This is a genomic window from Streptomyces sp. NPDC002446 (assembly GCF_053595675.1).
The window spans coordinates 73975-98289 of sequence record NZ_JBSFYC010000013.1 but is presented as its reverse complement, the minus strand read 5'-3'; the positions used below and the strand labels follow the sequence as shown (position 1 = coordinate 98289).

The following is a 24315-nucleotide window of genomic DNA, read 5'->3' as shown; positions in this document are numbered from 1 at the left end:
TAGAGGACTACTGGCTGGGGCCGTCGCCGGGGCGGTCGGCCCCAGGCAGTTCTCGTTGTTGCAGCTCGGCGGCGACGTCGTTGATGAAGGCGAGCACGTCAGCGCTGAGCCCTTCGGCTCCCAGCCCGCGCGCCGCCACCTTGCCGACGTTGCCCGAGCCCAACAGGCGCAGGCCCTCGATGACCTGCCGCGCGGTGGCCTCATGGGGCTGGAAGTACATGGGCGAGACGCCGAACACCGCGGCCAGCCCGTCGCGCAAGGCGGGGGCCGCCTCGGTCTCGGCACCGGTGCGCAGCGCGCGGACCTGGGCCTCGGTTGCGATGGCCGCGCCCGCGTGCTCGTTGATCTGCTCGGCGATCTCCTGGTCCGAGGGGGGCGTCCGGGAGCCGGTATAGGAGTGAGCGAGTAGATAGCTGATCTTCTCGGCCAGGGACCGGGGGACCTCCGTGGCGACAGGCGGCGCCTCGCGCCCGAACGATCTCTCCTGTGCCGCCAGCAGCACCTCCACGCTCACCCCGTAGCCATCGGCCAGAGGCTTGACGAACTTCTCGCTGAGCGGCCTCTTACCGTTCTCGGCGTTCGCCACGGGGCCCGCGCTCTTCGTCCCGATCAGCTCCGGCACCTGCTGCCGGTAGATCCCCGCATCACAGCGCAGATCCGCCAGGTCCGGCAGCCCCGGGCGCGGGAACAGCTCGTCCAGATCCCGGCCGAGCACGGCAGCAAGGGCCGGCAGCTTCTCCGCGTCCGGCGGCCACTGGCCGGTCTCCCAGCTGCCGATCGACGAAGGCGCAACGCCCAACGCCTCCGCCACCCCACTCTGGGTGAGGTGCGCGGCGCGCCGTGCGTCGTATACGCGACGTCCATCGAATAGCCGAGGTGGCATGCGGCTCCAGTCCGATCACGGTTGCTGTCACTGAAGAAATCCCAGCCCATTGACCCGTTTCTCAGACTGGGATAGCTTCAGCTTAGCGAACGAGGGGTGATCCGTACACCTCGTCGCCGACCTGCCCCCGCCGCCCGAAGGAGAGTCCGCGTGCCTCCCTGCCTGATGCCACAAGCCGGTCAGTGCAGCGGGCACCGACAGCGCTCGGCGACCAAGGCGACATCGCACAGTGGAGGGCGGGCGGCCTCGCAGGCCGCCGGGCTGCGGAATTCCCGATCTCATTACTCGGTGCGAGCGCGCCTCGATCTCCAGCTGAATATGTCGAGTTGGCCTCGGAGTGGAGCAGCGCCCCCTATCCGCTGGAGTGTTCGCAGCGCCACGCATATGTTGCTGGTCCCTCGGCGAAGCCGCCGAACCGGAGCCGACACAACGGAAGGACGCCAGAAGCCAGACCAAGCGCCAAGCCCATGATTTCCAGCGGGAAATGAAACAGGCGCCCAGAAGTTAGCAGCTTCCGGGCGCCAGCCCCGCCACCCCGAAGGGTGCGGATTCATAACCGGGGCGAGTCGGCTGACCTTTTCGACGAGAACGGCCGTCCCACCCCACCTACGAGTAAGGAATTCTCGCATGCCCGAGTCCCGGACCGGAAGGGCCCTCGCCGCCCAGCCCGCCGAGGCCGTGGAACCCACCGTCGGCACCCGCCAGCACCGCCTGGCCACCCTCCTTGCGGACATGGTGCCCGGAGCCCGCACCATCCGCGTCTCGCAGCGCCAACCCGGCCAGAACTGGCCCAGCCCCTACACCCGCGCGTACGACACCCAGGGGCAGCTCATAGCCCTCAACCGAGCCCAGCGCGTGACGGTTGCCCGCTGGGTGATCCGGGCCCACCCCGACGTTTCCTGGGACGAGACGTACGACCTCGACCTGGCCACCGGCACCCTCCGTCTCGCTGCCGCGGTATACGCCACAACGGGCGAGGGCCGCTGACCATGGCCCGCATTCGCACCATCAAGCCCGAAGCCTTCACCAGCGAATCGCTCGCCGAGGTGAGCGTCCACGCCGAACGGACGTTCTTCGGCCTCCTCACCCAGGCCGACGACCACGGCCGTTTCCGCGACAACCCGGCCATCATCGCCGGGCTGCTCTGGCCCCTGCGCGCCGTGCACACCGCAGTGCATGTGGAGGAAGACCTGCAGCAGCTGGCCGATGCCGGGCTGATCTGCCGGTACACCGGATGCGACGGCCGCCGGTACCTCCACATCGTCACCTGGTTCGAGCACCAGAAGATCGACAAGGCTTCGCAGACCCGCATCCCGGCCTGCCCGGACCACCACGCCACACAGCGCTGCGGAGCCTGCAAGGGCACCTGCGCCGTGTTCGCCGAAAGCCGGGCGAACACTCCCGGAGGACTCCCCGAAGCTTCGGCGAAGGCTCCCCGCACCCTCGATCGGCCGTCGAAGACTCCCGCGACGCCTCCCGCTGACCAATCCGCGAGCACGAACGCCCAGCAGACGGCGCTCGACGGCGCCATCGATGCCCCCAAGCCCACTGCGAAGAAAACCGCAGGTCAGAAGCCTGCAAGCGATGACTCCCCGAGGGCTCACCGAATCCTCCCCGAGGGTTCGGCGCCTGGATCTAGGATCTTGGATCCTGGATCTACTAATCCTTCGGGGCGCGCGGCGCCCGCGCCCAGCCCATCGACGCAGGACCTCCTCGGCGAGTACGTCGCCGCGTGCGCCCAACGCCCGCCGGGCGATGTGATCGGCCACCTCGGTCGTATCACCAAGAAGCTCCTGGACGAGGGCATCGCCCCGGAGCACATCCGGGGCGGCCTGCAGCGCTTCGCCGCCAACCCCAAGCACCCCAGCGTGCTGACCAGCATGGTCAACGAGGCCATGAACGCCTCGTCGGCCGGTTTGGTGCGGCCGGAATCGCGGTCTAACCTGCCCGGCCACCGGGCCTGGGCTAATCCCGCCGACCCTGCCGCCGCCTACGCCGAGGAGCTGTGATGCGCGACCACGACGCCCAGCCCGTCGGCGGCATCGCCCGCCGCCTGGCCCACATCCTCACCTCCCGGGGCATCGACCCGGCCGCACGGCTCACCGACCCGGACGAACCGATCCCCGCCCTGCAAGCGGCGCAGGCCCGTATCCCGGCCCGCTACCAGGAGGCCGTCGCCGACCACCCCGCGGTCGCCGCCTGGGTCCGCGAGGTCACCCAAGCAGGCCGCCCCGGGCCCAAGGGAGCTCCGGGCATCGCCCAGGGCCGTTCGCTGCTGATCGTCGGCACCACCGGCACCGGCAAGACCCACCAGGCATACGGCGCGGTCCGGTCCCTGCTCCTCGCCGGCGTCCGGCTGCGCTGGAAGGCGATCACCGCCGCCGACCTGTACGCGGACCTGCGGCCCCGCCCCGGCCACGACGGCGAGCGGGAGCTGATGGACCTCGCCCGCTGTCCGCTGCTGATCATCGACGACCTCGGCGCGGCCAAGAGCAGCGAGTGGACCGAGGAGATCACGATGCGGCTGATCAACCGCCGCTACAACGAGATGCTCCCGACCCTGGTGACCACCAACCTCGGCATGGCCGACCTGCGCGCCCACATCGGCGACCGCGTCGCCTCCCGCCTGACCGAGATGACCGACAAGGTCATCCTCGACGGCCCCGACCGCAGACGCGCCCTCGCAGCCAACCGTCGCAGCATCGCTGCCACTGCTGTGCCGCCTACACGTACCGAACTCGCCGCACCAGCTGCTTCCACCGCGGCATCGGCTGCTCGCCGACTCAGCCGCTAACGGCCTGTTCGCGACCGCCGTCACTGGTCGCCTCCCTTACGTACCAATCCTCAAGACGCGTCTGCCCTGCCCGAACGCGCTCTGGGGGCAACGGAGATATCCCATGCATCACACCGAGAACGAGACGCCGCGCACCCTCGGCGACCTGACCTGGCACGACGAAGCCGCCTGCCGCTCCACGGGTCCCCACGAGGTCGATCCGGACGTCTTCTTCCCCGAGCCGGACGAGATCGACCGCATCCGCGCCGCCAAGGCTCTGTGCGCACAGTGCCCCGTCCGCAACACCTGCCTGGACGCCGCACTCGAAAACGGCGACACCATCGGGATCCGGGGCGGCATGACCGAAGAGGAACGAGCCTCTCTGCATCGCAACTTCCAGAAGCGCCTCAACTACGCCCGCGTCAACGCCGTCCTGGCCGGCGATGACATCCACCTCACCTATGCCGAGCGCGACGCCGTCGTCCTCGCCGCCTACCAGGCCGGAATGCCGGTCGAACAGCTCGCCCGGATTCTCAAGATCACCAAGGAGCACGCTCAGAAGCGGTACCGCAAGACCCGCCGCCGGATCCGCGACCGGGCGGTCGACCAGCAGAAGAAGGCGAACAAGGGCAAGAAGGAGCCCACGAGCCAGACCACGGTGCTCAAGCAGCCCAGGACGAAGACGTCCCGCGACGACCTTGGGACGGCCGCGTGAGCCACATCGTGCCGATACCCGCGCGGATCACCGGCTGGGACCGGGCCGCCATCGTCGCCCTCGGCGGCGCCGGATGCGCCCTGTCCTATGACGCCCTGCAGCAGATGGCCGTCGCCATCCACATCCGCGGACTCCTCACCTACGTCTTCCCCTTGGTCATCGACGGATTCATCGCCTACGGAGTGCGCGGCCTCCTGGTCCTGCGCACCGCCCCGCTCGCGGCCCGCTGCTACGTCTGGATGCTGTTCGGCACCGCGACGGCCGCGAGTATCTGGGCCAATGCTCTGCACGCTGTACGCCTCAACCAACAGCAGCCGCAAGGCGCGGGGCTTCGGCTCGGCGACGTCACCGTCGGCATCCTGTCCACCCTCGCCCCGCTCGCCCTAGCCGGAGCAGTCCACCTGTACATCCTGATCGCCCGGCGAGTCGCCGAGCCTGCTGTCCCCGGACATTCGGACACCACCAGTGTCCGAACTGGCCGGGTCACCGCCGACCGTCAGGACACTCCCGCTGGCCAGGACGAGCCCCGGCCGGCGCCGGTCACCTCCGGATACCCGGTCGAGCTGTCCGCCCCGGACACCAACCGCCCAGCGGTCACCGTCGGCCGGAACACCCAGGAGGCAGGTGCCTCGCAGGACCCGTCCGGACAACAGGGCGGTGTGGCCGAGCCGGAGCCGGAGCACGATGGCCGAACCGCTGACCTGGGCGGACAGTCGGCCAGCAGACCTGCCCCAGTCACCCGTCTCCGTCCGGCCGCTCCGCCTGCCGAACAGCCGGAGACTGGGCTGGTCACCGCTGCGGAGAACGAGGACAACCAGACTTCGGCCACCGATCCGGTGACCGAAGAACTGCTACCGATCGCCCGCCGGGCGGTCACCGAGGCGGGGAAGGCCACCCGCCAGGTCGTCGCCGATGCCATCCGCGGACAGAACCTTCCGCTCGGCAACGACCGGCTGACCGTCCTGATGCGCAGGCTTCGCGCCGAGACCAACACGACGCCGGTCACCAAAACGGGCTGACCGAACGCACGACGCACGGCCGGTGACCTGGCTGAACCGCATCGCCAGGTCACCTGCCACGCGCGCCACACCATCGACTTCTCCATACAGCGGAGGCATCACGATGCGCACCACACCGGCCACCCACGCCGAGGCCGACGCCTGGATCACCGTGCTTCGCGACTACGGACACCTCCACCGGGCCGAACCCGGGCCCGACGGCAGCTGGACTGTCCAGCGAACGCCGGTCAGCACACCCCGGACCCTCCATCACCCAGTTCTGGCCATGGACTGGATCGAGGAAGTCCTGCGCGAAGACCAGCACCAAGACACGGAGCCAGGCCGGTGACCGTCGACGACCCGCCGACACCGATCCCTTCACGTATATCCGCCCGCCACCACAACGGAGCTACGACCATGTCCACCGCCTTTCGGCCCGATATCTCCCGGATCTGCTCCATCGATGCACAGCGCGTCGAAGAAGCTCTGCGCGTCATAGCGCGGAAGTCCTCCACCTGGGTTGTCCAGACTCTCGCCCAGCATCGCGTGCCCATGCGCGTGTGCGACATCGCCGCGCAGCTGCCGTTCGTCCGCAGCATCTATGGGCTGCTTGAGGACATGCATTTTGCTGGCCTGATCAACCGCGCAGGCGGCCACACCGGAGTCTGGTACCAGCTCAGCGAGGGTGGTTGGGCGCTCTTCCCTGTGCACCGGGCCCTTTCTGAATGGTCCCAGGCATACCTCTCGCGCGGCACGATGGCAGATGCCGAGCGCGTCGAGAACGCCGTGCGCCGACTGCACCTGCGCCAGTCCACCGCCGTAATCCAGGTCCTCGACGCCTATGGGGCGATGCCGCTCATCCACATCTCCGAGGAGGCAAATCTGGGCCCGCAATACACGCTGAGGCGCCTGGAACGGCTTCAAAGCGACGGACTGGTGGCCCGATCCGGATCCCACCACATGCTGACCGCCGCCGGGCGAGCACTGGGTCCCGTCTACACAGCCGTCGAGCGCTGGAGCGAAGCCCATCGGCAGGGTACGGAGTCGGGCCGGTGACCGCCTCCGACATGCCGGGCACCACCTCTGAACTGCAGCAGGACCACTGTCCGGCACGGGGCCGAGCAAGCTGTACGTTCCGAAACTCCTCCGCTGCCACGGGCTGCGGAGGAGTTTCGGAACGGGTTGCCCCCGCCCCTGGGGGAGCGGGGGAAGCCCGGCACCGGGGGGAGCCGGGCTCTGGGGCTGCGACCGAGGGCGGGCCGCAGCCGGAGGGAGAGGACGCCGAGCGTTCCGCGCCGCGTACGCGCCCCCGCCTGCGCCAGAGCGTGCACCGCGACCAAGTCCGCAGCGTCCGCCTGACCCGCGACGAACTCGACATCGTCAAGCGCGCCGCCGAAGCCGTCGGCCTGAAGACCGCCGGGTTTCTCGCCGACGCAGCGGTCGCGGTCGCCCAGGCTCAAGGCGGCCCCAGGGCATGGTTGTTGGACCAGCGGGGACGTGTCGAGGAGCTGATGTCCGCCAGTGCCCAGCTCGCCCGCGTCGGCAACAACCTCAACCAGGTGGCCCGCATCCTCAACTCCGGCGGCCGGGCCGAATACGCCGACGACGCCGTCGCCCGCGTCCTGCGCGCCGCCGCCAAGGTCGAGGCCGCCGCCATCGAGATGGCGAGGCGCTGACACCGTGGTCCCGGACATCTCCACCGGCAGCCGCACGTACGGACTCCTCGCCTATCTCTATGGACCCGGCCGCCGGGACGAACACACCGACCCTCACCTCGTCGCCGCCTGGATGCTGGAGCTCGCACCCGACCCAGGCCGCAATCCGACCGCCACCCTCAAGCAGCTCACTGACCGGCTCGACCTCCCCGTCCTCGCCCTCCCCAAGGACCGCCGCCCGGCCCAGCACGTCTGGCACTGTCCTGTCCGCACCGCCCCTGGTGACCGGCACCTCACCGACGCCGAATGGGCCGAGGTCGCCCGCCGCATCGTCCACGCCACCGGCATCGCCGAGGAAGGCGACGACAAGGCGTGCCGCTGGATCGCCGTACGCCACGCCGACGACCACATCCACATCGTTGCCACGCTCAAGCGCGAAGACGGGCGAAGCCCCCGCCGCCACCAGGATGGCCTTCGTGCCCAGGCCGAATGCCGCAAGATCGAAGTCGAATTCGGCCTGCAGATCCTCAACGGCGGAGACGGCACCGCCGCCCAGCGCCCCACCAGCGCCGAACGCTCGAAAGCCGAACGCGCTGGACGAACCGAGACGCCGCGGGAGACCCTGCGCGAGCGCGTCCGCCAGGCCGTGGCCGGAGCCGCGAGCGAGGAGGAGTTCTTCCGCCGCCTCGCCGAGGCCGGCCTCCGCGTCGAAAAACGCCTCGCCCCCTCCGGCGACACCCTCGGGTACAAGGTCGCCCTCCCCGGCGACCGCAACCGCGACGGTGAACCGATCTGGTTCTCCGGCTCGAAGCTTGCCCCGGACCTCTCCCTCCCCAAGATTCGCCAGCGCCTCGACGCAGGACTGCCCGACGGTGACGCCTCCGTCATCGACCGCTCCGGCGAACGAGCACCACGTCCGGCTCGCGCTCGGCGTGAGGCAGCCCCTGCCGTCGAGGCGGCGGCTTCGGCGCTGAGCGCAGACGACGACGCAGACTCCACCGCACAACTGGTCGGCGTCGGTGAAGTGCTCGACGCAGTCGCCCAGACCTCGCCGGCCTCAACCCGCAAGGAACTCGCCGAAGCTGCTCGCGCCTTCGAACGCGCCACCCGCTCCCACATCCGCGCCGAACGGGCCGACAACCGCGCCATCCGCTCTGCCGCCCGCGGCATCATCCGCGCAGGCAACGCCCTCGGCAAAGGCGAGGACGGCGGTGCCACCGCGATGCTCCTGTCCACGCTGGTCCTCGTCACCATCGCCGCCGCCCGCTGGCACTCCGCCCGCGGCCACGCCCAGCAAGCCGCCGCAGCCCAGAAAGCCGCCCAACACCTTCGTGTCGCCTACCGGTTCGCCGCAGCCGCCCCCATGAACGCTATGTGCGAGCACGGCCGCAGCCTCCCCGAACCCGTACGACAGCGCTATGCCGGCACGCTCGAAGCCACCCTGCCCCAACAGGCGGGCCACGTCTTGCGCGAACCCGGCTGGGATGCACTGGCCGCCACCTTGGACCAGGCCGAGCGGGCCGGACACGACCCCGACGCCCTGCTCCAGCAAGCCATCGCGTGGCGCGAACTGGAGACCGCCGACAGCGTCGCCGACGTCTTGGTCTGGCGACTGCGACGGCTGGGCAATCTGCCCGCCACTGCCGACGCACCCCGCGCACGCAGGAGCCCGCGAACCTCTCAGCAGCGGCCCCTGCCACCGAAACCGCAGGCGCCCGAGACCACCGCCCGGACTCACCCCAGCGCTCCCCGGTCCCGAGGGACAAGGCGCTAACCAGCACAACAAAGGGCTGGACGCGGGCAGCCGCGCCTGTTACGGCTGGTTGAACAGAGACATGGAGACGAAGCAGATGCTCAGCAAGAACCTTCAGGCCCCCAGAACCGCTCTGCCCGAGACGGCATCCGGCGACGACCCGCTGCTGCGGCTCCAGCAGGAAATGCAGCCTGCCGACGGGAAAATCGGTCTTCGCGCCACCACGCACCCCGAAGAGATCGTCATCACCGGGATCACCGTCATGTGCCCGAGCTGCGGCGCCCGACGCGACTGGATGGTCATCTGTGACCGCAGCGAAGTAGGCATCCGCTGCCGCTGCGCGCACCAGTGGGTGGAGCGAGAGCTGACCCGCGCGGACTACCTGGCGATGATCGGCGAAGGCATCGGCCAGGACTACCCGAGCCTAGAGTCCGCAGCCCAGGCCGCAGGGTACGACGGCGTCTTGGCCGGTACCTACCTCGTTGAGCCTCGTGCGGAGTGAGGCTCAACATGAACGCCCGGGACTTGGCTGGGTCCCGCGCACCAGTTGGGTGAGCCTTCGCTTAGATGGCGGAGCCGCCAGCCAGTACGCAGCGATTCAGGACGGTGAACCCATAAGCCGAGAGGGCTGCCCCGCTGTGGGGCAGCCCTCTGTGGTCGGAGTGGATGGCCGTCAGGAAGAGGCCAGGTGGTTGGCGAGGTGCAGGGCGTCGGTGGCCACGGTCAGCGCGGCGTGGAGACCGGTGACCTCGTACAGCGTTGGGTGGACGATGGGAGTCCAGTCGCCATGAAGGCTCGGCCAGGTGGCGAGGATGACGGTGGTCGCGGCCAGCCCGAGGCGTGCGGTGACGTGCATGCCGCCGTCGCGGTCGGGCTGCCAGCTCAGCAGGATGGCGCCGGGCCGGATCGGTTCGGGTTCAGGGGCGGTGTCCCACACGGCGAGGATCGGCGTGCCGGGTTGTGGGGGGACAGAACGCACGAGAGCACCGCGTGCCGAAGCGGACATGGGAAGACGGGCCAGATCGCTGAGGGGTACGTACGGGTCCGGGCCGGTAGCTTCCGCCGAGAGATGTGCAGGGGCGCGGCAGGTCACACGTTCGCCCAGTGCAGCTCGGTGCGCACCGCGGGAGGCAGCACGCCCTCCTGGCCGTTCTCGGCGAGGTACACGGCGCCGTTCGGGCCGGGGACTTCGACGATGCGGCCGATGTAGTGGGCGTGGGGCCAGTCGGGGTTGATGGCGAGGTAGGCAGGCAGGTCGGGGTCGACAGTCTGGAGCTGGCGGATCAGTTGGCGGACGGTGATCTTGTGCGACAAGACGGCCTCCTGGAGGAAGAGTAAAAAGGGAGGGGGCGGGTGAGGTGCGCAGGGGTCTGGTCAGTCCTCTGCGTCGAGCCGCAGGAGCTCGCGCAGTACGGCAGGGCCCTTCGGCGACGGTGTGGATTTCGCCGGGAGCTGGTCGGCGCGGTGGCGTCTGCCCAGCTCGGCGGCGTAGGACTTGGTGGACGAGGGACCGCTGGCCCACTGCTTGCAGCTGCACCTCGCGAGGAATCGCTCCCGTCCGGTACATCCCTCGATGAGCGGCATACCGCCGGTGGTGTGCCGATGGTCGGCGGGGCAGATGGTGCCGTCGGCGTGATATGCGCTCACGGTGATCGAATGGCGGGACACGAGGCGATCTCCTGGTCAGATGCAGGCGCAGTAGCGGCTGGGGGCGGAGATGAGTGCGGCGAGGAATCCGGCAACGGCCTGTGCCGGAGTGTCCGGACCGAAGCTCTGGTGCCAGGAGGTCGTACCGTCCTTCCCCTTGACGTTGATGTGCCACAGCTCGCCGCGCGCCGCTGCCGGGTCCTCGGGGAGGAATCCCACGTACACGCGGCGGTCGGGGCTGGAACAGTGGACGTTGCTGGCCAGGTCGCAGACGACGTCCCACCCCTGGCCCTTGAGGAGGGCGGTGACGGGGCCTGCGCAGTGGCAGTCGAGCAGCCACTCACGCTCGCCGAGGGCGGAGAACGGAAGCGCGGCGGGAGCTTGGAACGGGGCGCTAGCGGTGAGCATCACGAGCAGTGATCCCTTCATTGACCTGCTGTTTTTCGCGGCGTCCGTACGTTGACATGGTCTGGGACGGGGTCTCCAGTCGTGTGCGGCGGTGTGCGTCTGCCGTGGGCGAACTGGCGGGGAACCGGCTGCTGATGTCCACGCAAGGGGGAATGAATCGGTCGCCCCAGGGGCTGTTCCGCGGGGGCGACCGATCGCTGAGGGAGGTTGGGTTGGAGAGCGAAGAGATCCGTACGTACAACGAGGCGGTCGACGATGCGGAGGCTGCGTCCCTGGGCCGGGCCCGCCTGGCCGACGGCAGACGGATCGAGCTGAGCGTGGAGGAGCTGGCGTGGCTGGTCGGCGCCGAAGCCACGGGCGAGCGTGGCACGGGTCGGCCGATGGACTCTGTTCGTCGTTCAACGTCAAGACCGGCTGCAGCCGGGTCGAGTAGCGGCCGCAGGCCCCGCCCCGCAGGGATGGAGGGGACGGTCTAGCGGTTGTCAGGGTTGGCGCCGGAATAGGGAGCTAACCCTGACAGTCACCTCCGGGAATTTCCCTTCTCGCTTGCATGGCGACCTATAGAGTTGCTCTTGGAGCTCCAACGCTTCACCTGGCGTGGCGAGTTGCTGCCACTCGACAGGGCGGCCGGGGTTGCCCCCGACCTCCCATACGAGTGGTATGCAGCAAGCGTGCCGCGCGAGCGTGAAGGGCGTCAGCCCATGGGGGCCCACCATGAAGAAGGAGCCGGACACCCCTGGTGGCGGGGGGCGGAGCGCAGACTCCGGCGTGCCGTCCGAGCAGCAACACCGTATGTGGAGCTGCTCACCCAAGGGGCGATCCTCGTGATCGTGCTCTGGCGAGGTGTTGGCATAACCGGCCTGTTGGGAGCAAGCCGGTTAGCCAACCTCGGGGCTCGCCACGAATATTCGTGGCGAGTCTTCTCCAATTACTAACGCATGACTTATCTCGCGGAATGAATGTCCGCCAACTAATCAGCGCTCACAATTGGCGACATAGTTAAGGTACCGCGACTCTAACTGACTTACCCAATACTTTGGATAAGTAGCGAGGGTTGAAATTACCTCATACGGGGCTATATGGGGCGGCAAAGTGCCTCGCTGCCGCAGATGCTGCCACCCGCGTGGTGGGCCCAACCGCTCCCGAGTCGGCCCGGAGTATCGATGCACGTCGGAGGTCATCGGCGGCGGGATGCATGTGTTGGCAGTGCGACGCTTGGCCCGCTGGCGGCCCTCGCCATCGCCGGGGCGCGGCCGAGGGCGCGATGGCCAGCGGAACGGGCACGGGCGGCCGTTGCGCGACGGACGTCGAGCGGAGTCGGCACTGGTGGGCGCATCGGCGTCACACGGGCCGCGGAGAGGTTGCGCTTGGGCATCTCGGCCTCATACCGGGGCACCGGGTTGGGGTCGGCGAGTGCGGCGGCGGTCGCGGCGATCAGGTGAGAGGGGGTGCGGGTGGAGAACGTGGCATGCCAGCTGGAGCGGTAGCCCTCGCGTCCACCACTGGCACTCCAGCGGTACTGGTAGCCGGACAGCTCGGCCTGGTGATCCAGCGCCCCTTGGACGTGGTGCATTTCCGCCAGTCCGTCGGGCGCGACGGTGACGCTGAGATGCGGCCCGCGATCGGTGCGCCAGCCGGCATCGACGAGCGGCTGGAAGCCTCGGTCCCTGCCGGTGCCGCCGTAGAGGTAGGTGTCGTGGCCCTGTGCGTAGTCGTGCGCGAGGGCGGTGGTGAAAGCGGTGACGAGTTCCGTGGGCGTGCTGTCGTCGAAGGTGGCCAGCCAGCGGGCCGGGCCGAATGGATCGGAGTGGACCGCGATCTTCCACAGGGCGGCGTCTTCGCCTTCGGGCAGGTAGCCGAGCCGGATGTGCTGTTCGGGCGAGGTGACGTAGACGTTCGCCAGTTCGTCGTGGTGGAGGTGGAACCCCTGGTCGAGAAGCGGCTGGAGGGCGGGGTCACCGGTGAAGGTGGCGCCGGCGAGGTAGACCGGGGCGACGTAGATGTCCCCGTCAGAAGCATGGTTGGGCATGGTGGATCGAATCTCCGAGGTGGGGTGCGGGCCGGGCCTCAGCGCTGGCGGCGTGACCGGCCGTGTGCGGCGAGCGGGGGCGGCGGGTTTACGGGCACAGCCCTGGCGGTGCGTGGCCCTGCGGCATACGAGCTGCGGGCCAGCGCCGCCGCGGTGCGCGGGGCAGAGGCCGTCCGATTCGAGAGCCGAACGGTCACCAGGGCTCGGTGGGGCACCGGGATCTCACTGGCTGTGCGAAGCACGGGGTCGGTGCTGGTGAGGGCGGTAGCGGCGGACGCCCGGAGGTGCTCCGGGGTGGAGCTGCTGAAGAAGGCGCGCCAGTGCGGGTAGTGGATGGGGTCGAGGCCGGCGGACAGCCTCCATGTGGAGTTCTCCGGATCGAGCAGCTCGTCGTACTCGTGGATCCATCCGCTGCGCGTGCGGTGAACGGCGAGGCCGTCCGGTGAGACGGTCCGGTAGGGGCGGGCGCCGTGGGCCAGTTGCCACTGGTGGTGCCTGAGCACGTCCTCGGGACTGGTGCCGGTGTGGTGTTTGCCGCCGCTGAAGTAGTCCTTGAAGTGGTTGGGCAGGCTGTGGACCAGGGTCTCGGCGAACGCGGCGACGATCTCGTGGGGCGTGCGGCGGTCGAACGTGGTGATCCAGTCCGGCACGCCGAGCGGGTCCTCGGCGTAGGTGATCGTCCACCCGCCGTACCGGCTCTCTGTGGGGTTGGCAATGCGGACGCGCTGGCAGGGGCTCGCGTAGTACGTGTCCGTGCCGAAGGCGACGGTCTTGGTCCAGCCTTCGGCGCTGTCGAGGATGCTGAAGACGGCGTCGCTGTTGCCGGGGCCTGCGAGGTAGACCGGGCTGACGAGGACCTCGGTGTCTGGTTCAAGGCCGTGTGGAGCGGTGCTGAGCATGGGGAGTGCCTCGGGGTGCGGGGTGGTGCGCGGGCGCCCGCGCGACGCGCGGGGGATCGCGCGGGCGCCGTCGCGGGGCGGTGTCTGACTGCGGGCATGGGGATCACCTGGTTCGTGACGGGTGGGAGAGCGCCGTGACGTACGTCGGGACGCTCGGCTGCGGGGCTGGCGCGTGCGAGAACATCCCTGGGAGGGATCGTCGTACGGCAGCGTTCGCTCGTGCCGCGCTGGCCGTCTGCTGAGTCACCGGGCTGCGCTCGACCGCCGGGTGTTGGCGGGTGAAGGCCGCGAGTTCGGCGTACACCGGCCCGAGCGCCTGGGCGGCGGGCGTCAGAGTGTACGAGGCTCGGGAATAGCTGCCGACGGGTGTGAGGAGCTGATCCTCCTGGAGTTGCTGGAGGCGGTAATAGACGGAGATCGTGGCGAGCCCTGCGGTTTCCCGCAGTTCGCTCGGCGGCAGTGGGCCGTGATGCGCGAGGGCGTGGAGGATGTCGACCGCGCCCCTGCCGCGTAGCCGGCGCAGGGCATCCTCCGTCCGCTCCGCCTCGGGGAGCGCCGGACCGTCATCGGCGAAGTGCGCGCGGTGCCAGGAAGCGAGCGTGCGGTGCGCGGGCTGCGCGCTGCGGCCCAACGGAGAGACTGTGTAGACACCGCGTTGCGCTCGATCCACCAGGCCGCTCGTGTGCATCCGCCACAGGACGTTATGCGTGTTCTGGGTGCCGAGCCACGGCAACGCTGACGCAATCTCCGGCAACCGCATCTCGCCGTGCTGCTGGATGGTCTGCAATGTCCAGGTGGTCCAGCGGGGAGCGAGCCGGTCGATTGCCTGGTTGACGGGCTCGGCGTGGTCCAGGGCCGGTGTGTGGAGGTCGGGCATGTCCAGTTCTCCGAGAATCGATTGGTCGTCAGCGGGGGCGCACGGCGCGTGCCGCACGCGTCTGTGAGGCGGGAGCCGAGGGCGCCTGCGTGCTCGGGGCGGATCCACCACGGCCGCTGTGCGGGGAGCGGGCCGTAGCCGCCTGGGCGCGACGCCCGAGAGGCTGCGTGGCGGCGGATGCTTCCCGCTCACGCTCCAGCCGGCGCGCCGCGGTGCGGTAGGCGGCCTGGTCCTGACGTTCGCCGACGGCCAGGAGGTAGATCTCCCTCCTGTGCTGGGAGGAGGCCGGGGCGTCCCGGTACTGGATCACCAGCCGCCACCGGGTTTCCGGATCGACGTAGACCTTGTGGCAGCCCGCCAGTTCGCGATGCAGAGCGGCGCCGCGCTCGTTGCCGTGGACCAGGTGCTGCAGTTCCAGCAGGGCCAGGTCGCGAATCTCCTCCGGGACGGACCGCAGGTCGGCGAGGGCCTCGGGATGGGCCGCGAAGGCGTACCGGGCCCGGCTCACGGCGCGCTCCGCCGCAGACGTGTCGGAGCGGTCGCCGATCGGGGTGGTGCGGCTGGGGCCGGGGCAGCAGTGAGGCCGTTGGCTGTGACAGTCGAGCGTGCGCGAGCGGCCTGTGCCCGGCGGTCGGCCGCGCTCTGCGGGGCCGGGGCCAGCGGGAAGGGCGTATCCCGTTCCATGGCCCAGGTATCCGCTGCTTCGGCGGTGGCGAAAGCTCCCTCCCGGACCGTGTACGAGCGCAGGTCCTTGGCGGTCTCTTCGAGGAAGAGGCGGTAGGGAGCGTCCGCGGAGTCGGGGTGGCTGTCGTAGAGGAGGGTTCGCACCTCGACGCCGACGTCGGAGAAGTACGAGGTGTCGGTGTAGTGGTCGATGACCTTGTATCGGTCGCCGGGGTTGGCCCTGAGGAGGTCCTCCAGCTGTTCCGTGAGCGCGTCCGCGGGACGGGGCCCGTGAGCCTTAGACGGCTCGACGGCCTCTTGCGAGCAGCCCTGGCGGACGAGCCAGTTCTGCGCCAGGGGAACGACGGGATGGCGCGCGTACTCGAAGTCGAACGTTCGCCGCTCGACGTCCCGGGTGATGTGCAGCGAGACGTACTCCGCCGTACCGGGGATGTCCCAGGTCGCAGCGCGGTCGAACAGGAGTAGGTAGGTGTCGCGGCCATCGGCGCTGTGGTGGTCGGCGAGAGTGACGAACATGTCGTCCGAGAGCGTGACCGAGAAGAAGTCCTCCTCGATCCGCTCGGCGGCGGGATCGAAGCCGTCGATCCGGTAGTCCGGCGACGCGGGTTCGTGTGTGCCGACCATGTCAGGCTCCGGCGGGCTCGGGCGAGGCCAGGAGCCGGTGGTTGGGGCGGGCAGCGCTGGTCGTGCACGCCCCGAACGGCCCGTCGGGCGTGCGGAGCTGGAGTAGCGCCGGGTCGAGGTGATCGCGGTGCCATGTAGAGGGCCCGGTAAGGCCGGCCTCGACGTCGGTGAGCTGCTGCCAGGCGAGCCACAGGGCGTGCAGCCGGGCCACGGCCTCGGGGTGCTCGTGCCACTGCTGGCACCACGGGCGGCCGGTGGTGATCTCCCGCCCGTAGACCGGCAGCAGAAGGTGGTGCACCCAGGTGGTCAGTGCGGCGAGTTCCTCGGCGTACGCCTTGCCGTCGAGCGCGAGGATGAAGATCGAGGACGGCGCCTCCGTCCCGGTGGCAGCCGAATCGCTGCCCGCCGGGGCGGAGGCCAACGTGGCGCCTTCCGCGCGACCGGGCTCGTCTTGTTCGCCATCCTGGTGGGGTGGCTGTTCGTCGGTGAGCCGGGCGAGCGTCTCGCCCTGCTTGCGGCTCTCCGCGACGAGCTGTGTGACGGTGGAGACGAGGTCGTCCAGGTCGTGGTCCGGTATGCGCACCGGCTCGCTGTCGTGAGCGGGTTCAGGCATCGATACCCCTTGGCGTGAAGGTGTGGGGTGTCGAGGTTCCGGAGAAATCCGGGTTTGGCCAGGCCGGAAATCTCGTGTAGAAGGCGCATCAGAGCGGTGTGTGGTGGCGGCAGAGCGGCCGGGGCGGGGCGAGGATCTGCAGGGCGCGGGCGGCCTGTTGCGGTACAACGCCATTGCCGAGGGCGGCTAGTTGGGCGGGCCGTCCCAGTCCCGGGGTGGCGGTGACCCAACCGGGGTCGAGGCCCTGCATCCACTCCACGAACAGCGGGCTCAGGCGGCCCGCGTCATCGGTCGGCCGCGGTGCGGGGCGGGTGATCTGCTCCCATCGGGCGATGGCGGCGGCGTATGGCCCCCAGGCCCCAGCCCCGCCTCCGCGCCCGCCGGCTCCGCGAACAGCGCCAGCAGCTCCGTCGGCGGCGCCCCGCCCACGGGACTCTTCCGTCCCCGACCCGTGCGCATGCGCACCGCGCCAGGTGGGCGTGAGAGCTGGGCTGCTGCTGACGACAGGGTCACCTCCCCATTGCCGTGGCGTTGGTTCGGTGAGCCTTTGATCCCGTCGGAGGCTACGGGGGTGGGCAGGAGCCACTCGACCTCGTCCGCCAGGTTCGGGCCGTGGCCGCCCTGCTTCCGCTTCGCCGGGTGCTGGCTGCCGCCGTTGGTCGCCAGGTTGCTGGTCGGCGTCTTGAGCAGCGGCGGTCCGCCCGGATGGCCAGGCGGCGAGGAAGATCCGTTCGCGTCGGTGCGGGGCGCCGACGTCGGAGGCGCGAAGCACGCACCACCGTGCATCGAACCGGAGGTCGGCCAGGGAGCCGAGTACGGCACCGAGTGCGCGCACAGCAGGCTGACCTGCGGCGTCTCCCAGACACCACGGGCAGGGTTCCACCTCGCCAGGGGAACCGGCGGGGGAGGACAAGAGTCCTCGGACATTCTCGATCACCACCAGGCACGGGTTGAGGGCTTCGATGGCGCGCACGACGTGATGCCACAGGCCGGACCGGGTGCCGTCAGCCAGTCCGGCGCGGCGGCCGGCGACCGAGACGTCTTTGACAGGGGAAGCCGGCCGTCAGGACGCACACCCCGGGAACGGTGGTCCAGTTCACGGTGGAGATGTCGCCGAGGTTCGGCACCGTTGGCCAGTGGCGGGACAGGATCCGGGCAGCCCCGGGGTCGTTCTCGGCGTGCCAGGCGAGCGTGCCCCCGAGGGCGGCCTGGGCACCGAGGTCCAGGCCACCGTACCCGGAACACAGGCTCCCGATCGACGGCGCGGCGAGCGGCGCCGGCGGGTCAGCGGGCATGGTGGGGCGCGGGGGTGTAGGCGAGCCGGGTCGGGGCCTGCGCTGGGGCGTGGGGTTCTGGAGGGAGGCGGTAGATCGAGTTCGTCGGGCGGGCTGATCGGCTCAGCGCCGCCAGGATTCGGGGCGGGGTGCCGTCCAGCCGGTCCGCCGCGCCACGCAGGGTGTTGCTGACTTCCCGCAGGTTGTCGCGGACGTACACCATCCGCTCCTGGACGACGAAGAACGTGGCCTGCCGTGCGTTGCGGAGGTCTGCGGCGTCGGGGGCTTCGGCGTACCGGTGGAGGAAGCCGAGCTGCTGGAACGCCTCGGTGTAGTTCTCCATGGCCCGCCCCGCGGGCACTGCCGCCGCGGTGTAGGCGTAGATGACCGGCGCCAGATCGAGCCCGGGGTCGTCATCGGTCACACGGAGGAGGACCTCGTCGGACAGGTCCTTGAACAGCCCACTGAGCATGGCGAGATGCTGGGAGGCGGTGACGAGGTCAGGCAGGCCGCTCGGCGACCCGGGAACGCCGATCTCGGCACGCAGTTCGTCGAATTCCCGGGCAACGAGGTACAGCTCGCCCTGTTCCAGGGCTGCGCGGCCAGTGTGATCCTTCATGCGGGGCTCCGGCGGTGATGACGGTCGGGAACGGTGGGACGCGAGGCTGCAGGGTGAGCGGTGGCTGGGACGGCGTCCGTGAGGCGGCTGCGGGATCGGGCTGCATCGACGCGGGCGGCCGGTGGAGGAGCGCCCGGTTGGCTGGTGGGGCGGCTTGGCTCCGGTTCGGCGCCGTTGGCGATGCGCCAGCGGCGGCGGACGTCATCGAGCGGGCCCAGGGCGTGCAGTGCGTAGCCGATCAGCCGCCCCGGTGCGAGGGATTCATCGTCGGCCAGCGCACGTATCTGCCGGGCCGAGGTGGCGGCGGTCCGTACGAGTGAGGCTTGGACGACCTGTTCACCGAGGTACTCGGCCGATCCGGCGATGGAGTTCGGGTCGCAGATCCGCAGGACGCGCTCGGTGTCCAGCGTCCCGTTGGCGAGAGCGCCTCGGCGCTGTGTCTCCCACAGCACGGTCAGCTGGTCGATGGGCTCGCCCCGGTGGTGCAGGGCGCCCAGGGAGCGGTAGATCTGTTGGTGGCCTGCGTCGGCGAAGTCGCCGGGGTGGAGCCACCCGACGACGTCGCGCAGCTTGTCGGGCCGGGCGCTCAGGCAGCCGAGGAGGAACTCCTCATCGGCGAGGACCTGCTCGTCCACCGGCTGTGGCTGCTCCGCCGGCGGCTCGCTCGTTGCCGCAGGCTGTGCGGGGCGTGGTTCGGTGCCCCAGCGGCGGGCGAGGTCGGCGAGGACGTCGGACAGGACCTGGGCGTAGTGGATCGTTTCTTCTGCTCCGCCGCGAACGCACTCGGTGCGAGCGGCCTGGTGGAGGCGGGTGGCGTGCTCGGCCACGCTGCGGTGGATGGCGCCTTCCAGGACCATCCGCCCGTAGACCGGGCCGTGGGCGGGGCGAGGGCATGCGGACGTCAGGGAGTGCACGTACGACGCCGAAAGCCCACGGGTCCGTGTACCGGCCTCGCGCACCGTGTCGTTCACCCACGCCAGCGGGACGGGCGCCCCGGCCTCAGTGGATGCGGCCGGGTGGCCGTCGGCCCGGAGCTTGAGCATCGCGGCGTAAACGGCCGCGTGAGCCGGACGATAGAAGTGATCCGGCCGCAGCCAGGAGGAGAGCCGGTCGAGCTGCCCGGGCTCCAGGAGGACCGCGCCCAGGACCGCCTGCTCGGCTTGGAGGAGGGGAGTCACCGTCGAGCCTTACGTACGGCCTTGTCGACGGGGTGGCGCTCGGTGCGCAGTTCCGTGACGGCGCGGTTGGCCGCGGTCATGTCGGCGGCGAGGCGGTCCAGTTCGCTGGTGAGGGCGGGGTCCGAGGCGAGCACGGTTCCGCTCGGGGTGACGAGCCACCAGTGGCCGCCGCGGCGTACGGCGGGAGTGCCGGCGAGCCGCTCGGACCCGCGGACGGAAGCCCAGGACGGTATGGCGTGAGACATCGGGAGCACCTCAAGACGAAGGGGAGGGCCGAGCAGCGGCCCGGGGCATGCGCGAGGCCGTCTTGCCGCTCGTCTCGTCCGGACGGTGTCCGCGTACAGGCCGGTCACGCGGCCGGACCGAAGTCGTCGCGGCGCAGGTTCTTGGCCAGAGCACGCTCGGTGATGGCCGCGGTCGCCTTGGCGGAGGCGGCACCGAGCCGGTCCGCGTCCGGCTCGCGGTACCAGGGCTTGAGGTCGAGCAGGGCGGGGCGGATGCCGGTGGCCAGCAACAGCGCGGAGCCCTTGGGCAGCGCCCGGATCGCGTCAGCCGGAAGCACGCGCTCCTGGCGCATCGAGACCGACGAGGACTTCCCCGACTCGCTGGTGGACACCGACACCGTGCGCACGTCGTGGTCGCCGACCAGGCGGCTGAGTTTGTCCGCGAAGTCGGCGTCGTCGATACCGCTGCCGACGAGCTTGACCGTCGCCGCCGACCACAGGGCATCCATCCCGGCCTCGCCCCAGACGCGGACGCCCTGGCGGTAGGACTGGAGGATGGTGATCGGGATGACGCCCCGGGAACCGAGGTGCGAGTACAGGTCCGGCAAGTCCGCGATCTTGCACACGTTGGCCGCCTCATCCAGGATCGCGAGCAGTGGGGCGTCGAGGCGCCCGCCGTCGCGTTCGGCCTGGATGACGGCCGCGCGCATCACCGCGTCGGCGGCCGCGGCGATGATCGCCGAGGCCGATCCGCCGCCGTCCTTGGACAGCAGGAACAGGGTGTCCTTGCTGGTGGCGAACTCCTCCGGCTTGAACTGCCGGACCTTGGCCGTGCCGCTGGGCGGGGTGACCCAGGCGGCGATGCTCGGATCCAGGAGGCAACTCGCGTACTGCCGTGCGGTCTCGAAGATGCCGTCGCGGGTCTCGACGGCACCGGCCACGGTGCCCTGAAGCTGGGCGGCGACGGCGTCGAGCCCGGCGTCCTGCAGCAGGTCGATGGGCGTGCGGTCGGCCGGTGAGGCGAGCCAGGCAAGCACGTCGGTGATCGGGCGGCCGTCGCGGGCCGCGGCGAGGAACAGCGCGGTAAGCGTGTTGGCAGCGGCGGTGGACCAGAAGTCGCCCGCGCTCGACTCATCCACGGAGGCGGTCACGAAGTGCCCAGCCAGCCGCCGAGCCCCGGCGAGATCGTGGGCGTCAGCGAGGATGTCCCACCACACGGTCTGCGGGGCATGGGCGATCTGCTGCGGATCCAGCGTCCACACCGTCCCGACCTCGGCGCGCTCGTCGAGCGTCGCGGTGTAGGCATCGCGCGCCGCCTTGTTCGAGGTCAGCAGCACCGGGCCGGGTGCTCGCAGGATCGCGGGTATCGCGAGTCCGGAAGTTTTCCCGGACCGGGGTGCCATGATCGCGAGGATCACGTCTTCCCAGGATGAGCGGACTTCCTTGTTTCCGGGCTTCACCGTGCCGAGCAGCACTCCGCAGTCGTCCGGCGCGACGTCCTTGGGCTGGGTGCCCTTGAGACTGGGCCGCAGCTCGATCGCCTTCTTGGCGATCTTCTTGGGCAGCAGATCCGCCAGGTCCCGCTGATCGGCCAACCCCTTGGGATTCCCGCGAAAACGCAGCCAGACCTTGGCGCCGACGACGGCAGCGGTCGCGAGAGTGGCGGCGGGGAGTACGTAGCAGGCGGCGATGAGGGCGGGCTGAGCGAGATGCGGCCAGACCTGCTCCGGGCGCAGGAGCGCGGTGGTCGGCTGGAAGGCGGCCCACGGATCGGAGCCGACGACGACGTTGATGAGGTTGCCGAACAGCCAGGCAAGCGAGCCCCCTGCCATGCCGAGCCCGGCGATGCCGAGCAGGAGGTAGAGGAGGACGTCGGTGCCGGTGGTGGTCGAGGGCGTGCTGGTACGCGGAGATGGCAAGGCAAGGTCCAAGGAGGTGCGGAGCTGTGGGTGGTGGCGAGGGGGTGAGCTCTTCTGGCGATCACGAGCGGGCTCCTAGCGGCTGTGGCGGTGGGCAAGGCATTCGGCTGTTGGGGCAGGAGGACCGGTGAGCGTGCCCGGCCCGGTTTGGACGTGGCGGACATGGGGCCTTCCGAAGGCGGGCTAGAAGTAGGGGTTCTCGTTCGGGCGGTCGCTCTCGGTGGCCGCTTCCAGCAGCTCGGGCAGATCGGCGGGGTCGGCTTCGCGTTGGTCGAGCCACCACCCGGCGCGCGTCAGGGTCCGCACCGCGTCCTCGACGGTCTCCCACTCCGCCTCGCTGGTGGTGCCTTCGAGGACGAGGGCGGTGTAGGCGGCGGAGACGAGCTGGTGGCGGCAGCGGATAGCCCAGGCGACCGCGCGGTCGGTGCCATCCAGCGGCGGCATGCGGTACCGCGCAGACCACTTCTCGGCCTCGGCCTGCTCGGCGGCCCGCTTCTTCGCGAGCCATTCGGCCTTCGTCTCGGTGTGTTCGTCCCGGGCGGCTCGCCAGCAGTCGGTGCAGTCGCGCTGGGCGAGCCAGCGGGCGTACCCAGCACGTTGGTCGGCCGGGCGGTCGGAGAGATCGGCCTGGGTGGTGTGTCCGCAGGCGCGGTCGATGGTCCAGAGCTTCTTGACGGCCATGAGCCGGACTCCTTGTGCGATTTGAGGGCAGAAGTCAGCGCGTACGGCTGTGGCTGGGCGGCGCGGCCGGCGGGTGGGCCGGTCCGTCCTGTTGCGCTGGGAGGTTGGCCGGGCGGTTCGGGGAGGACGCCACGGCTGCGCGGGACCGGGCGGTGTGCGTCACCGCCGGGATGTCGTGCCGGGCGGGGAGCGGCACCTCGGCCAGGGGCGGAGTGTTCTCCGGTGTCACGTCCGGCATCACCGCCAGGTCGAGCTGGGCGTTGACGAGCTGGTCGCTGAGGAAGGCGACGTGGTGCGCGATGGTGCGTAGATGCTGGGACAGCTCGCGGCCGTTGGGGGTGCCGAGCCGTTCGCACCAGGCGGCGGCCGTGTCGATGAACTCTTCCAGGTCGCCGACGGCACCGTGGTGTTCGTCGAGGATCTGCTCCAGGACGTCGGCGACGTCGGCCGAGCGGCGCAGCTCGTGCAGCTCGCCGGTCAGGGCGGTCAGCGACTGACCGGGCAGGGTCTCGCGTACGGGCACGCCGTCCGGTGTGGGGATGGGCGGCGGGAGCATGATGCGCGGATCGGCGGCGACCGACAGCCCGGCGTCCTGGAGTTCCCGGGTGGCGCTGGCCACCGTCCGGACCGCCGTGTTGTGCGGGGTGTCGTCCGGCAGGAGGTAGACGTCGAGGTGCTTGCTGTAGCGGAAGTGGTGCTTGCGTAGGACCTCGTCCAGGAAGGGGCGGTCGTCCGCGACGGCGGCGGCCACACCGAGGTCGGGATGGACGCCGAAGGCGACATCAGGCTCAAGCTGGAGATTCATCGCAAGGACTCTCTTCGGGTGGATGTTCTAGCGGGCGCGGACCGGCTGATGGACAGCGGAGGCAGGCCGGCATTCGACAGCGGCGGCGGACCTCTGTGGCGGAGGGGCGCCCGCGCGGGCCGGGGAGACAGCAGTGGCGGCCTGGGCCCGGCGCTGCTGGGTGGACGGAGTCGGATCGGGGTGCCCGTTTCCGCGGATGTAGGAGAAGGCGTCGAACGCCATGGTCGTGTTGTCCAGCCGGGTCTCGACGTATCGGAGGTCGCCTTCGCCGTGGAGCAGTACGCCCTCGTGAGTGCGTGTGTCGGTGCCGACCGCGCGCAAGGTGCCGTCGGGGTCGCGTACCTGGTCGTGTACGACGATCCGGGCGGCACGGATATCGGCGTCGAGCGCACGGGCGGAGGCGTATGCCGCTTCCTCGCCTCGGCTGGGGACGAGACGGGTGGCGGGCTTGAGGTCGTACGCGACGTCGGAAGTGACGCTGTACCGGGCGGCGCGCAGGGACTGGACCGCCTGCTGTCCGCGTCGGGTCAGGTCGCGGTTCGGCTCGATCAGGGCGTACAGCCTGCTGCCGGGCACTCGCTCGAAGCCGACCAGCCGCAGGGTGTGGTCGGCGACGTGGTTTTCGTGTGATGTCGCCGCCACGATGCCGTACTGGTCGTGGTGGCCGATGGTGATGTGCGGACGTGTTTCCGCCACGAGAGATGCACCTCGCAGTGGTCGGGCCGTGCGGAGCACGAGGATGTGCCCCGAAGGGGGATTTGGCGGTGCCGGGGAATCTGCGCTAGGGGGAGGTCTGGCGCTGTTCGGGTTCAGCGATGACGGGCTCCGGTGCGATCGCCGGCCGGGGGCTGTCGACGATCCAGGCGCCGGGACTCGTCGAGGGGGCCGAATGGTCCAGTGGCCAGGGGGATATGGCCATGGGCGGCGTTGGCCTTCGCCGCGTCGCTGTAGAGCTGGACGAGCCGACGGATGGCACGGCGGATCATGTGTCGCTGAGGCATGGAGGGCGGATTCCTTGTAGATGGCTGTGGAGGCGGGATTGCGGAGGGAGCCGAGC

The 24315-nt window shown here is 70.1% G+C and carries 31 protein-coding genes and 1 pseudogene; 10 read left to right on the top strand and 22 right to left on the bottom strand.

Annotated elements, in window-relative coordinates:
- Positions 1 to 7: 7 nt before the first annotated feature.
- Entirely contained in the window at positions 8 to 883 is an 876-nt protein-coding gene (locus tag ACWD6P_RS10685; protein WP_451443674.1) for a helix-turn-helix domain-containing protein, read from the bottom strand.
- A gap of 627 nt (positions 884 to 1510) precedes the next feature.
- On the opposite strand from ACWD6P_RS10685, the gene ACWD6P_RS10680 reads away from it, so the two are divergent.
- From ACWD6P_RS10680 to ACWD6P_RS10635, 10 genes are all read left to right on the top strand, one after another.
- Entirely contained in the window at positions 1511 to 1870 is a 360-nt protein-coding gene (locus ACWD6P_RS10680; protein ID WP_451443673.1) for a hypothetical protein, read from the top strand.
- Positions 1871 to 1872: 2 nt separating this feature from the next.
- A complete protein-coding gene (locus tag ACWD6P_RS10675) occupies positions 1873 to 2892 on the top strand; it encodes a hypothetical protein (protein ID WP_451443672.1) in 1020 nt (339 codons plus the stop codon).
- The gene (locus ACWD6P_RS10670) at positions 2892 to 3677 is read left to right on the top strand and encodes an ATP-binding protein (protein WP_451443671.1); all 786 of its coding nucleotides are present in this window, start codon (positions 2892 to 2894) and stop codon (positions 3675 to 3677) included. The genes ACWD6P_RS10675 and ACWD6P_RS10670 overlap by 1 nt, the downstream gene beginning before the upstream one ends.
- Positions 3678 to 3780: 103 nt before the next feature.
- On the top strand, positions 3781 to 4371 hold the full coding sequence (locus ACWD6P_RS10665) for a WhiB family transcriptional regulator (RefSeq protein ID WP_451443670.1): 591 nt from the start codon (positions 3781 to 3783) through the stop codon (positions 4369 to 4371).
- The gene (locus ACWD6P_RS10660) at positions 4368 to 5390 is read left to right on the top strand and encodes a DUF2637 domain-containing protein (protein WP_451443669.1); all 1023 of its coding nucleotides are present in this window, start codon (positions 4368 to 4370) and stop codon (positions 5388 to 5390) included. Before ACWD6P_RS10665 ends, ACWD6P_RS10660 begins: the two co-directional genes overlap by 4 nt.
- Positions 5391 to 5493: 103 nt before the next feature.
- Positions 5494 to 5718: a hypothetical protein gene (locus tag ACWD6P_RS10655; protein ID WP_451443668.1), complete on the top strand. Its 225-nt coding sequence runs from the start codon at positions 5494 to 5496 to the stop codon at positions 5716 to 5718.
- A gap of 68 nt (positions 5719 to 5786) precedes the next feature.
- Complete coding sequence (locus tag ACWD6P_RS10650; protein WP_451443667.1) at positions 5787 to 6425, top strand: winged helix-turn-helix transcriptional regulator; 639 nt, start codon at positions 5787 to 5789, stop codon at positions 6423 to 6425.
- A gap of 269 nt (positions 6426 to 6694) precedes the next feature.
- Positions 6695 to 7045 carry a plasmid mobilization protein gene (locus ACWD6P_RS10645; RefSeq protein WP_451443666.1) on the top strand — a complete coding sequence of 117 codons (351 nt, stop codon included), beginning with the start codon at positions 6695 to 6697 and terminating at the stop codon, positions 7043 to 7045.
- 4 nt (positions 7046 to 7049) lie between these two features.
- Positions 7050 to 8798, top strand: coding sequence for a mobilization protein (locus ACWD6P_RS10640; RefSeq protein WP_451443665.1), 1749 nt, complete (start codon positions 7050 to 7052; stop codon positions 8796 to 8798).
- A gap of 61 nt (positions 8799 to 8859) precedes the next feature.
- A complete protein-coding gene (locus ACWD6P_RS10635) occupies positions 8860 to 9279 on the top strand; it encodes a hypothetical protein (protein ID WP_451443664.1) in 420 nt (139 codons plus the stop codon).
- A gap of 171 nt (positions 9280 to 9450) precedes the next feature.
- On the opposite strand, the gene ACWD6P_RS10630 is transcribed toward ACWD6P_RS10635, so the two are convergent.
- The 21 genes and pseudogenes from ACWD6P_RS10630 to ACWD6P_RS10530 all read right to left on the bottom strand — a co-directional run bounded on the left by ACWD6P_RS10630 (position 9451) and on the right by ACWD6P_RS10530 (position 24259).
- A complete protein-coding gene (locus ACWD6P_RS10630; protein WP_451443663.1) occupies positions 9451 to 9756 on the bottom strand; it encodes an esterase in 306 nt (101 codons plus the stop codon).
- A 110-nt stretch (positions 9757 to 9866) separates the two neighbouring features.
- Positions 9867 to 10091 carry a hypothetical protein gene (locus ACWD6P_RS10625; RefSeq protein WP_451443662.1) on the bottom strand — a complete coding sequence of 75 codons (225 nt, stop codon included), beginning with the start codon at positions 10089 to 10091 and terminating at the stop codon, positions 9867 to 9869.
- Between the two features lie 60 nt (positions 10092 to 10151).
- Positions 10152 to 10445, bottom strand: coding sequence for a hypothetical protein (locus ACWD6P_RS10620; protein WP_451443661.1), 294 nt, complete (start codon positions 10443 to 10445; stop codon positions 10152 to 10154).
- A gap of 15 nt (positions 10446 to 10460) precedes the next feature.
- Positions 10461 to 10832 (bottom strand): DUF317 domain-containing protein, encoded by a 372-nt coding sequence (locus ACWD6P_RS10615; protein WP_451443711.1) that lies wholly within the window; start codon positions 10830 to 10832, stop codon positions 10461 to 10463.
- Positions 10833 to 12009: 1177 nt separating this feature from the next.
- Entirely contained in the window at positions 12010 to 12861 is an 852-nt protein-coding gene (locus tag ACWD6P_RS10610) for a DUF317 domain-containing protein (protein ID WP_451443660.1), read from the bottom strand.
- 38 nt (positions 12862 to 12899) lie between these two features.
- Positions 12900 to 13760, bottom strand: coding sequence for a DUF317 domain-containing protein (locus ACWD6P_RS10605; protein WP_451443659.1), 861 nt, complete (start codon positions 13758 to 13760; stop codon positions 12900 to 12902).
- A gap of 103 nt (positions 13761 to 13863) precedes the next feature.
- Positions 13864 to 14637, bottom strand: coding sequence for a hypothetical protein (locus tag ACWD6P_RS10600; RefSeq protein WP_451443658.1), 774 nt, complete (start codon positions 14635 to 14637; stop codon positions 13864 to 13866).
- 28 nt (positions 14638 to 14665) lie between these two features.
- Positions 14666 to 15145: a type II toxin-antitoxin system RelE family toxin gene (locus tag ACWD6P_RS10595; RefSeq protein ID WP_451443657.1), complete on the bottom strand. Its 480-nt coding sequence runs from the start codon at positions 15143 to 15145 to the stop codon at positions 14666 to 14668.
- Complete coding sequence (locus ACWD6P_RS10590) at positions 15142 to 15945, bottom strand: hypothetical protein (RefSeq protein ID WP_451443656.1); 804 nt, start codon at positions 15943 to 15945, stop codon at positions 15142 to 15144. The genes ACWD6P_RS10595 and ACWD6P_RS10590 overlap by 4 nt, the downstream gene beginning before the upstream one ends.
- Before the next feature lies 1 nt (position 15946).
- The gene (locus ACWD6P_RS10585; protein ID WP_451443655.1) at positions 15947 to 16558 is read right to left on the bottom strand and encodes a DUF4913 domain-containing protein; all 612 of its coding nucleotides are present in this window, start codon (positions 16556 to 16558) and stop codon (positions 15947 to 15949) included.
- 88 nt (positions 16559 to 16646) lie between these two features.
- Positions 16647 to 16817 (bottom strand): hypothetical protein, encoded by a 171-nt coding sequence (locus ACWD6P_RS10580; RefSeq protein ID WP_451443654.1) that lies wholly within the window; start codon positions 16815 to 16817, stop codon positions 16647 to 16649.
- Positions 16818 to 17315: 498 nt separating this feature from the next.
- A pseudogene (locus ACWD6P_RS10575) lies at positions 17316 to 17570 on the bottom strand (DNA cytosine methyltransferase); the annotation flags it as partial.
- The gene (locus ACWD6P_RS10570) at positions 17563 to 17853 is read right to left on the bottom strand and encodes a DNA cytosine methyltransferase (protein ID WP_451443653.1); all 291 of its coding nucleotides are present in this window, start codon (positions 17851 to 17853) and stop codon (positions 17563 to 17565) included. The pseudogene ACWD6P_RS10575 and the gene ACWD6P_RS10570, both read right to left, overlap by 8 nt.
- On the bottom strand, positions 17843 to 18451 hold the full coding sequence (locus ACWD6P_RS10565) for a hypothetical protein (protein WP_451443652.1): 609 nt from the start codon (positions 18449 to 18451) through the stop codon (positions 17843 to 17845). The genes ACWD6P_RS10570 and ACWD6P_RS10565 overlap by 11 nt, the downstream gene beginning before the upstream one ends.
- Complete coding sequence (locus ACWD6P_RS10560; protein ID WP_451443651.1) at positions 18448 to 19629, bottom strand: DnaB-like helicase N-terminal domain-containing protein; 1182 nt, start codon at positions 19627 to 19629, stop codon at positions 18448 to 18450. The genes ACWD6P_RS10565 and ACWD6P_RS10560 overlap by 4 nt, the downstream gene beginning before the upstream one ends.
- Positions 19626 to 19874: a hypothetical protein gene (locus tag ACWD6P_RS10555; RefSeq protein WP_451443650.1), complete on the bottom strand. Its 249-nt coding sequence runs from the start codon at positions 19872 to 19874 to the stop codon at positions 19626 to 19628. The genes ACWD6P_RS10560 and ACWD6P_RS10555 overlap by 4 nt, the downstream gene beginning before the upstream one ends.
- A 104-nt stretch (positions 19875 to 19978) precedes the next feature.
- A complete protein-coding gene (locus tag ACWD6P_RS10550) occupies positions 19979 to 21772 on the bottom strand; it encodes a type IV secretory system conjugative DNA transfer family protein (RefSeq protein WP_451443649.1) in 1794 nt (597 codons plus the stop codon).
- A gap of 183 nt (positions 21773 to 21955) precedes the next feature.
- Positions 21956 to 22453 carry a hypothetical protein gene (locus tag ACWD6P_RS10545; protein ID WP_451443648.1) on the bottom strand — a complete coding sequence of 166 codons (498 nt, stop codon included), beginning with the start codon at positions 22451 to 22453 and terminating at the stop codon, positions 21956 to 21958.
- A 34-nt stretch (positions 22454 to 22487) separates the two neighbouring features.
- The gene (locus ACWD6P_RS10540; protein WP_451443647.1) at positions 22488 to 23258 is read right to left on the bottom strand and encodes a hypothetical protein; all 771 of its coding nucleotides are present in this window, start codon (positions 23256 to 23258) and stop codon (positions 22488 to 22490) included.
- 27 nt (positions 23259 to 23285) lie between these two features.
- Positions 23286 to 23954 (bottom strand): hypothetical protein, encoded by a 669-nt coding sequence (locus ACWD6P_RS10535; protein WP_451443646.1) that lies wholly within the window; start codon positions 23952 to 23954, stop codon positions 23286 to 23288.
- Between the two features lie 113 nt (positions 23955 to 24067).
- Positions 24068 to 24259, bottom strand: coding sequence for a hypothetical protein (locus ACWD6P_RS10530; RefSeq protein WP_451443645.1), 192 nt, complete (start codon positions 24257 to 24259; stop codon positions 24068 to 24070).
- Positions 24260 to 24315: the final 56 nt, after the last annotated feature.

Excerpts from the sequence above, each read along its gene's own strand:
- ACWD6P_RS10610 (WP_451443660.1), bottom strand. The coding sequence starts at position 12,861 with ATGCCCAACCATGCTTCTGACGGGGACATCTACGTCGCCCCGGTCTAC.
- ACWD6P_RS10675 (WP_451443672.1), top strand. The coding sequence starts at position 1,873 with ATGGCCCGCATTCGCACCATCAAGCCCGAAGCCTTCACCAGCGAATCG.
- ACWD6P_RS10670 (WP_451443671.1), top strand. The coding sequence starts at position 2,892 with ATGCGCGACCACGACGCCCAGCCCGTCGGCGGCATCGCCCGCCGCCTG.
- ACWD6P_RS10655 (WP_451443668.1), top strand. The coding sequence starts at position 5,494 with ATGCGCACCACACCGGCCACCCACGCCGAGGCCGACGCCTGGATCACC.
- ACWD6P_RS10530 (WP_451443645.1), bottom strand. The coding sequence starts at position 24,259 with ATGCCTCAGCGACACATGATCCGCCGTGCCATCCGTCGGCTCGTCCAG.
- ACWD6P_RS10570 (WP_451443653.1), bottom strand. The coding sequence starts at position 17,853 with ATGCCCGCTGACCCGCCGGCGCCGCTCGCCGCGCCGTCGATCGGGAGC.
- ACWD6P_RS10545 (WP_451443648.1), bottom strand. The coding sequence starts at position 22,453 with ATGGCCGTCAAGAAGCTCTGGACCATCGACCGCGCCTGCGGACACACC.
- ACWD6P_RS10665 (WP_451443670.1), top strand. The coding sequence starts at position 3,781 with ATGCATCACACCGAGAACGAGACGCCGCGCACCCTCGGCGACCTGACC.
- ACWD6P_RS10590 (WP_451443656.1), bottom strand. The coding sequence starts at position 15,945 with ATGGTCGGCACACACGAACCCGCGTCGCCGGACTACCGGATCGACGGC.
- ACWD6P_RS10540 (WP_451443647.1), bottom strand. The coding sequence starts at position 23,258 with ATGAATCTCCAGCTTGAGCCTGATGTCGCCTTCGGCGTCCATCCCGAC.
- ACWD6P_RS10565 (WP_451443652.1), bottom strand. The coding sequence starts at position 18,451 with ATGAAGGATCACACTGGCCGCGCAGCCCTGGAACAGGGCGAGCTGTAC.
- ACWD6P_RS10635 (WP_451443664.1), top strand. The coding sequence starts at position 8,860 with ATGGAGACGAAGCAGATGCTCAGCAAGAACCTTCAGGCCCCCAGAACC.
- ACWD6P_RS10605 (WP_451443659.1), bottom strand. The coding sequence starts at position 13,760 with ATGCTCAGCACCGCTCCACACGGCCTTGAACCAGACACCGAGGTCCTC.
- ACWD6P_RS10600 (WP_451443658.1), bottom strand. The coding sequence starts at position 14,637 with ATGCCCGACCTCCACACACCGGCCCTGGACCACGCCGAGCCCGTCAAC.
- ACWD6P_RS10615 (WP_451443711.1), bottom strand. The coding sequence starts at position 10,832 with ATGCTCACCGCTAGCGCCCCGTTCCAAGCTCCCGCCGCGCTTCCGTTC.
- ACWD6P_RS10555 (WP_451443650.1), bottom strand. The coding sequence starts at position 19,874 with ATGTCTCACGCCATACCGTCCTGGGCTTCCGTCCGCGGGTCCGAGCGG.
- ACWD6P_RS10680 (WP_451443673.1), top strand. The coding sequence starts at position 1,511 with ATGCCCGAGTCCCGGACCGGAAGGGCCCTCGCCGCCCAGCCCGCCGAG.
- ACWD6P_RS10585 (WP_451443655.1), bottom strand. The coding sequence starts at position 16,558 with ATGCCTGAACCCGCTCACGACAGCGAGCCGGTGCGCATACCGGACCAC.
- ACWD6P_RS10650 (WP_451443667.1), top strand. The coding sequence starts at position 5,787 with ATGTCCACCGCCTTTCGGCCCGATATCTCCCGGATCTGCTCCATCGAT.
- ACWD6P_RS10685 (WP_451443674.1), bottom strand. The coding sequence starts at position 883 with ATGCCACCTCGGCTATTCGATGGACGTCGCGTATACGACGCACGGCGC.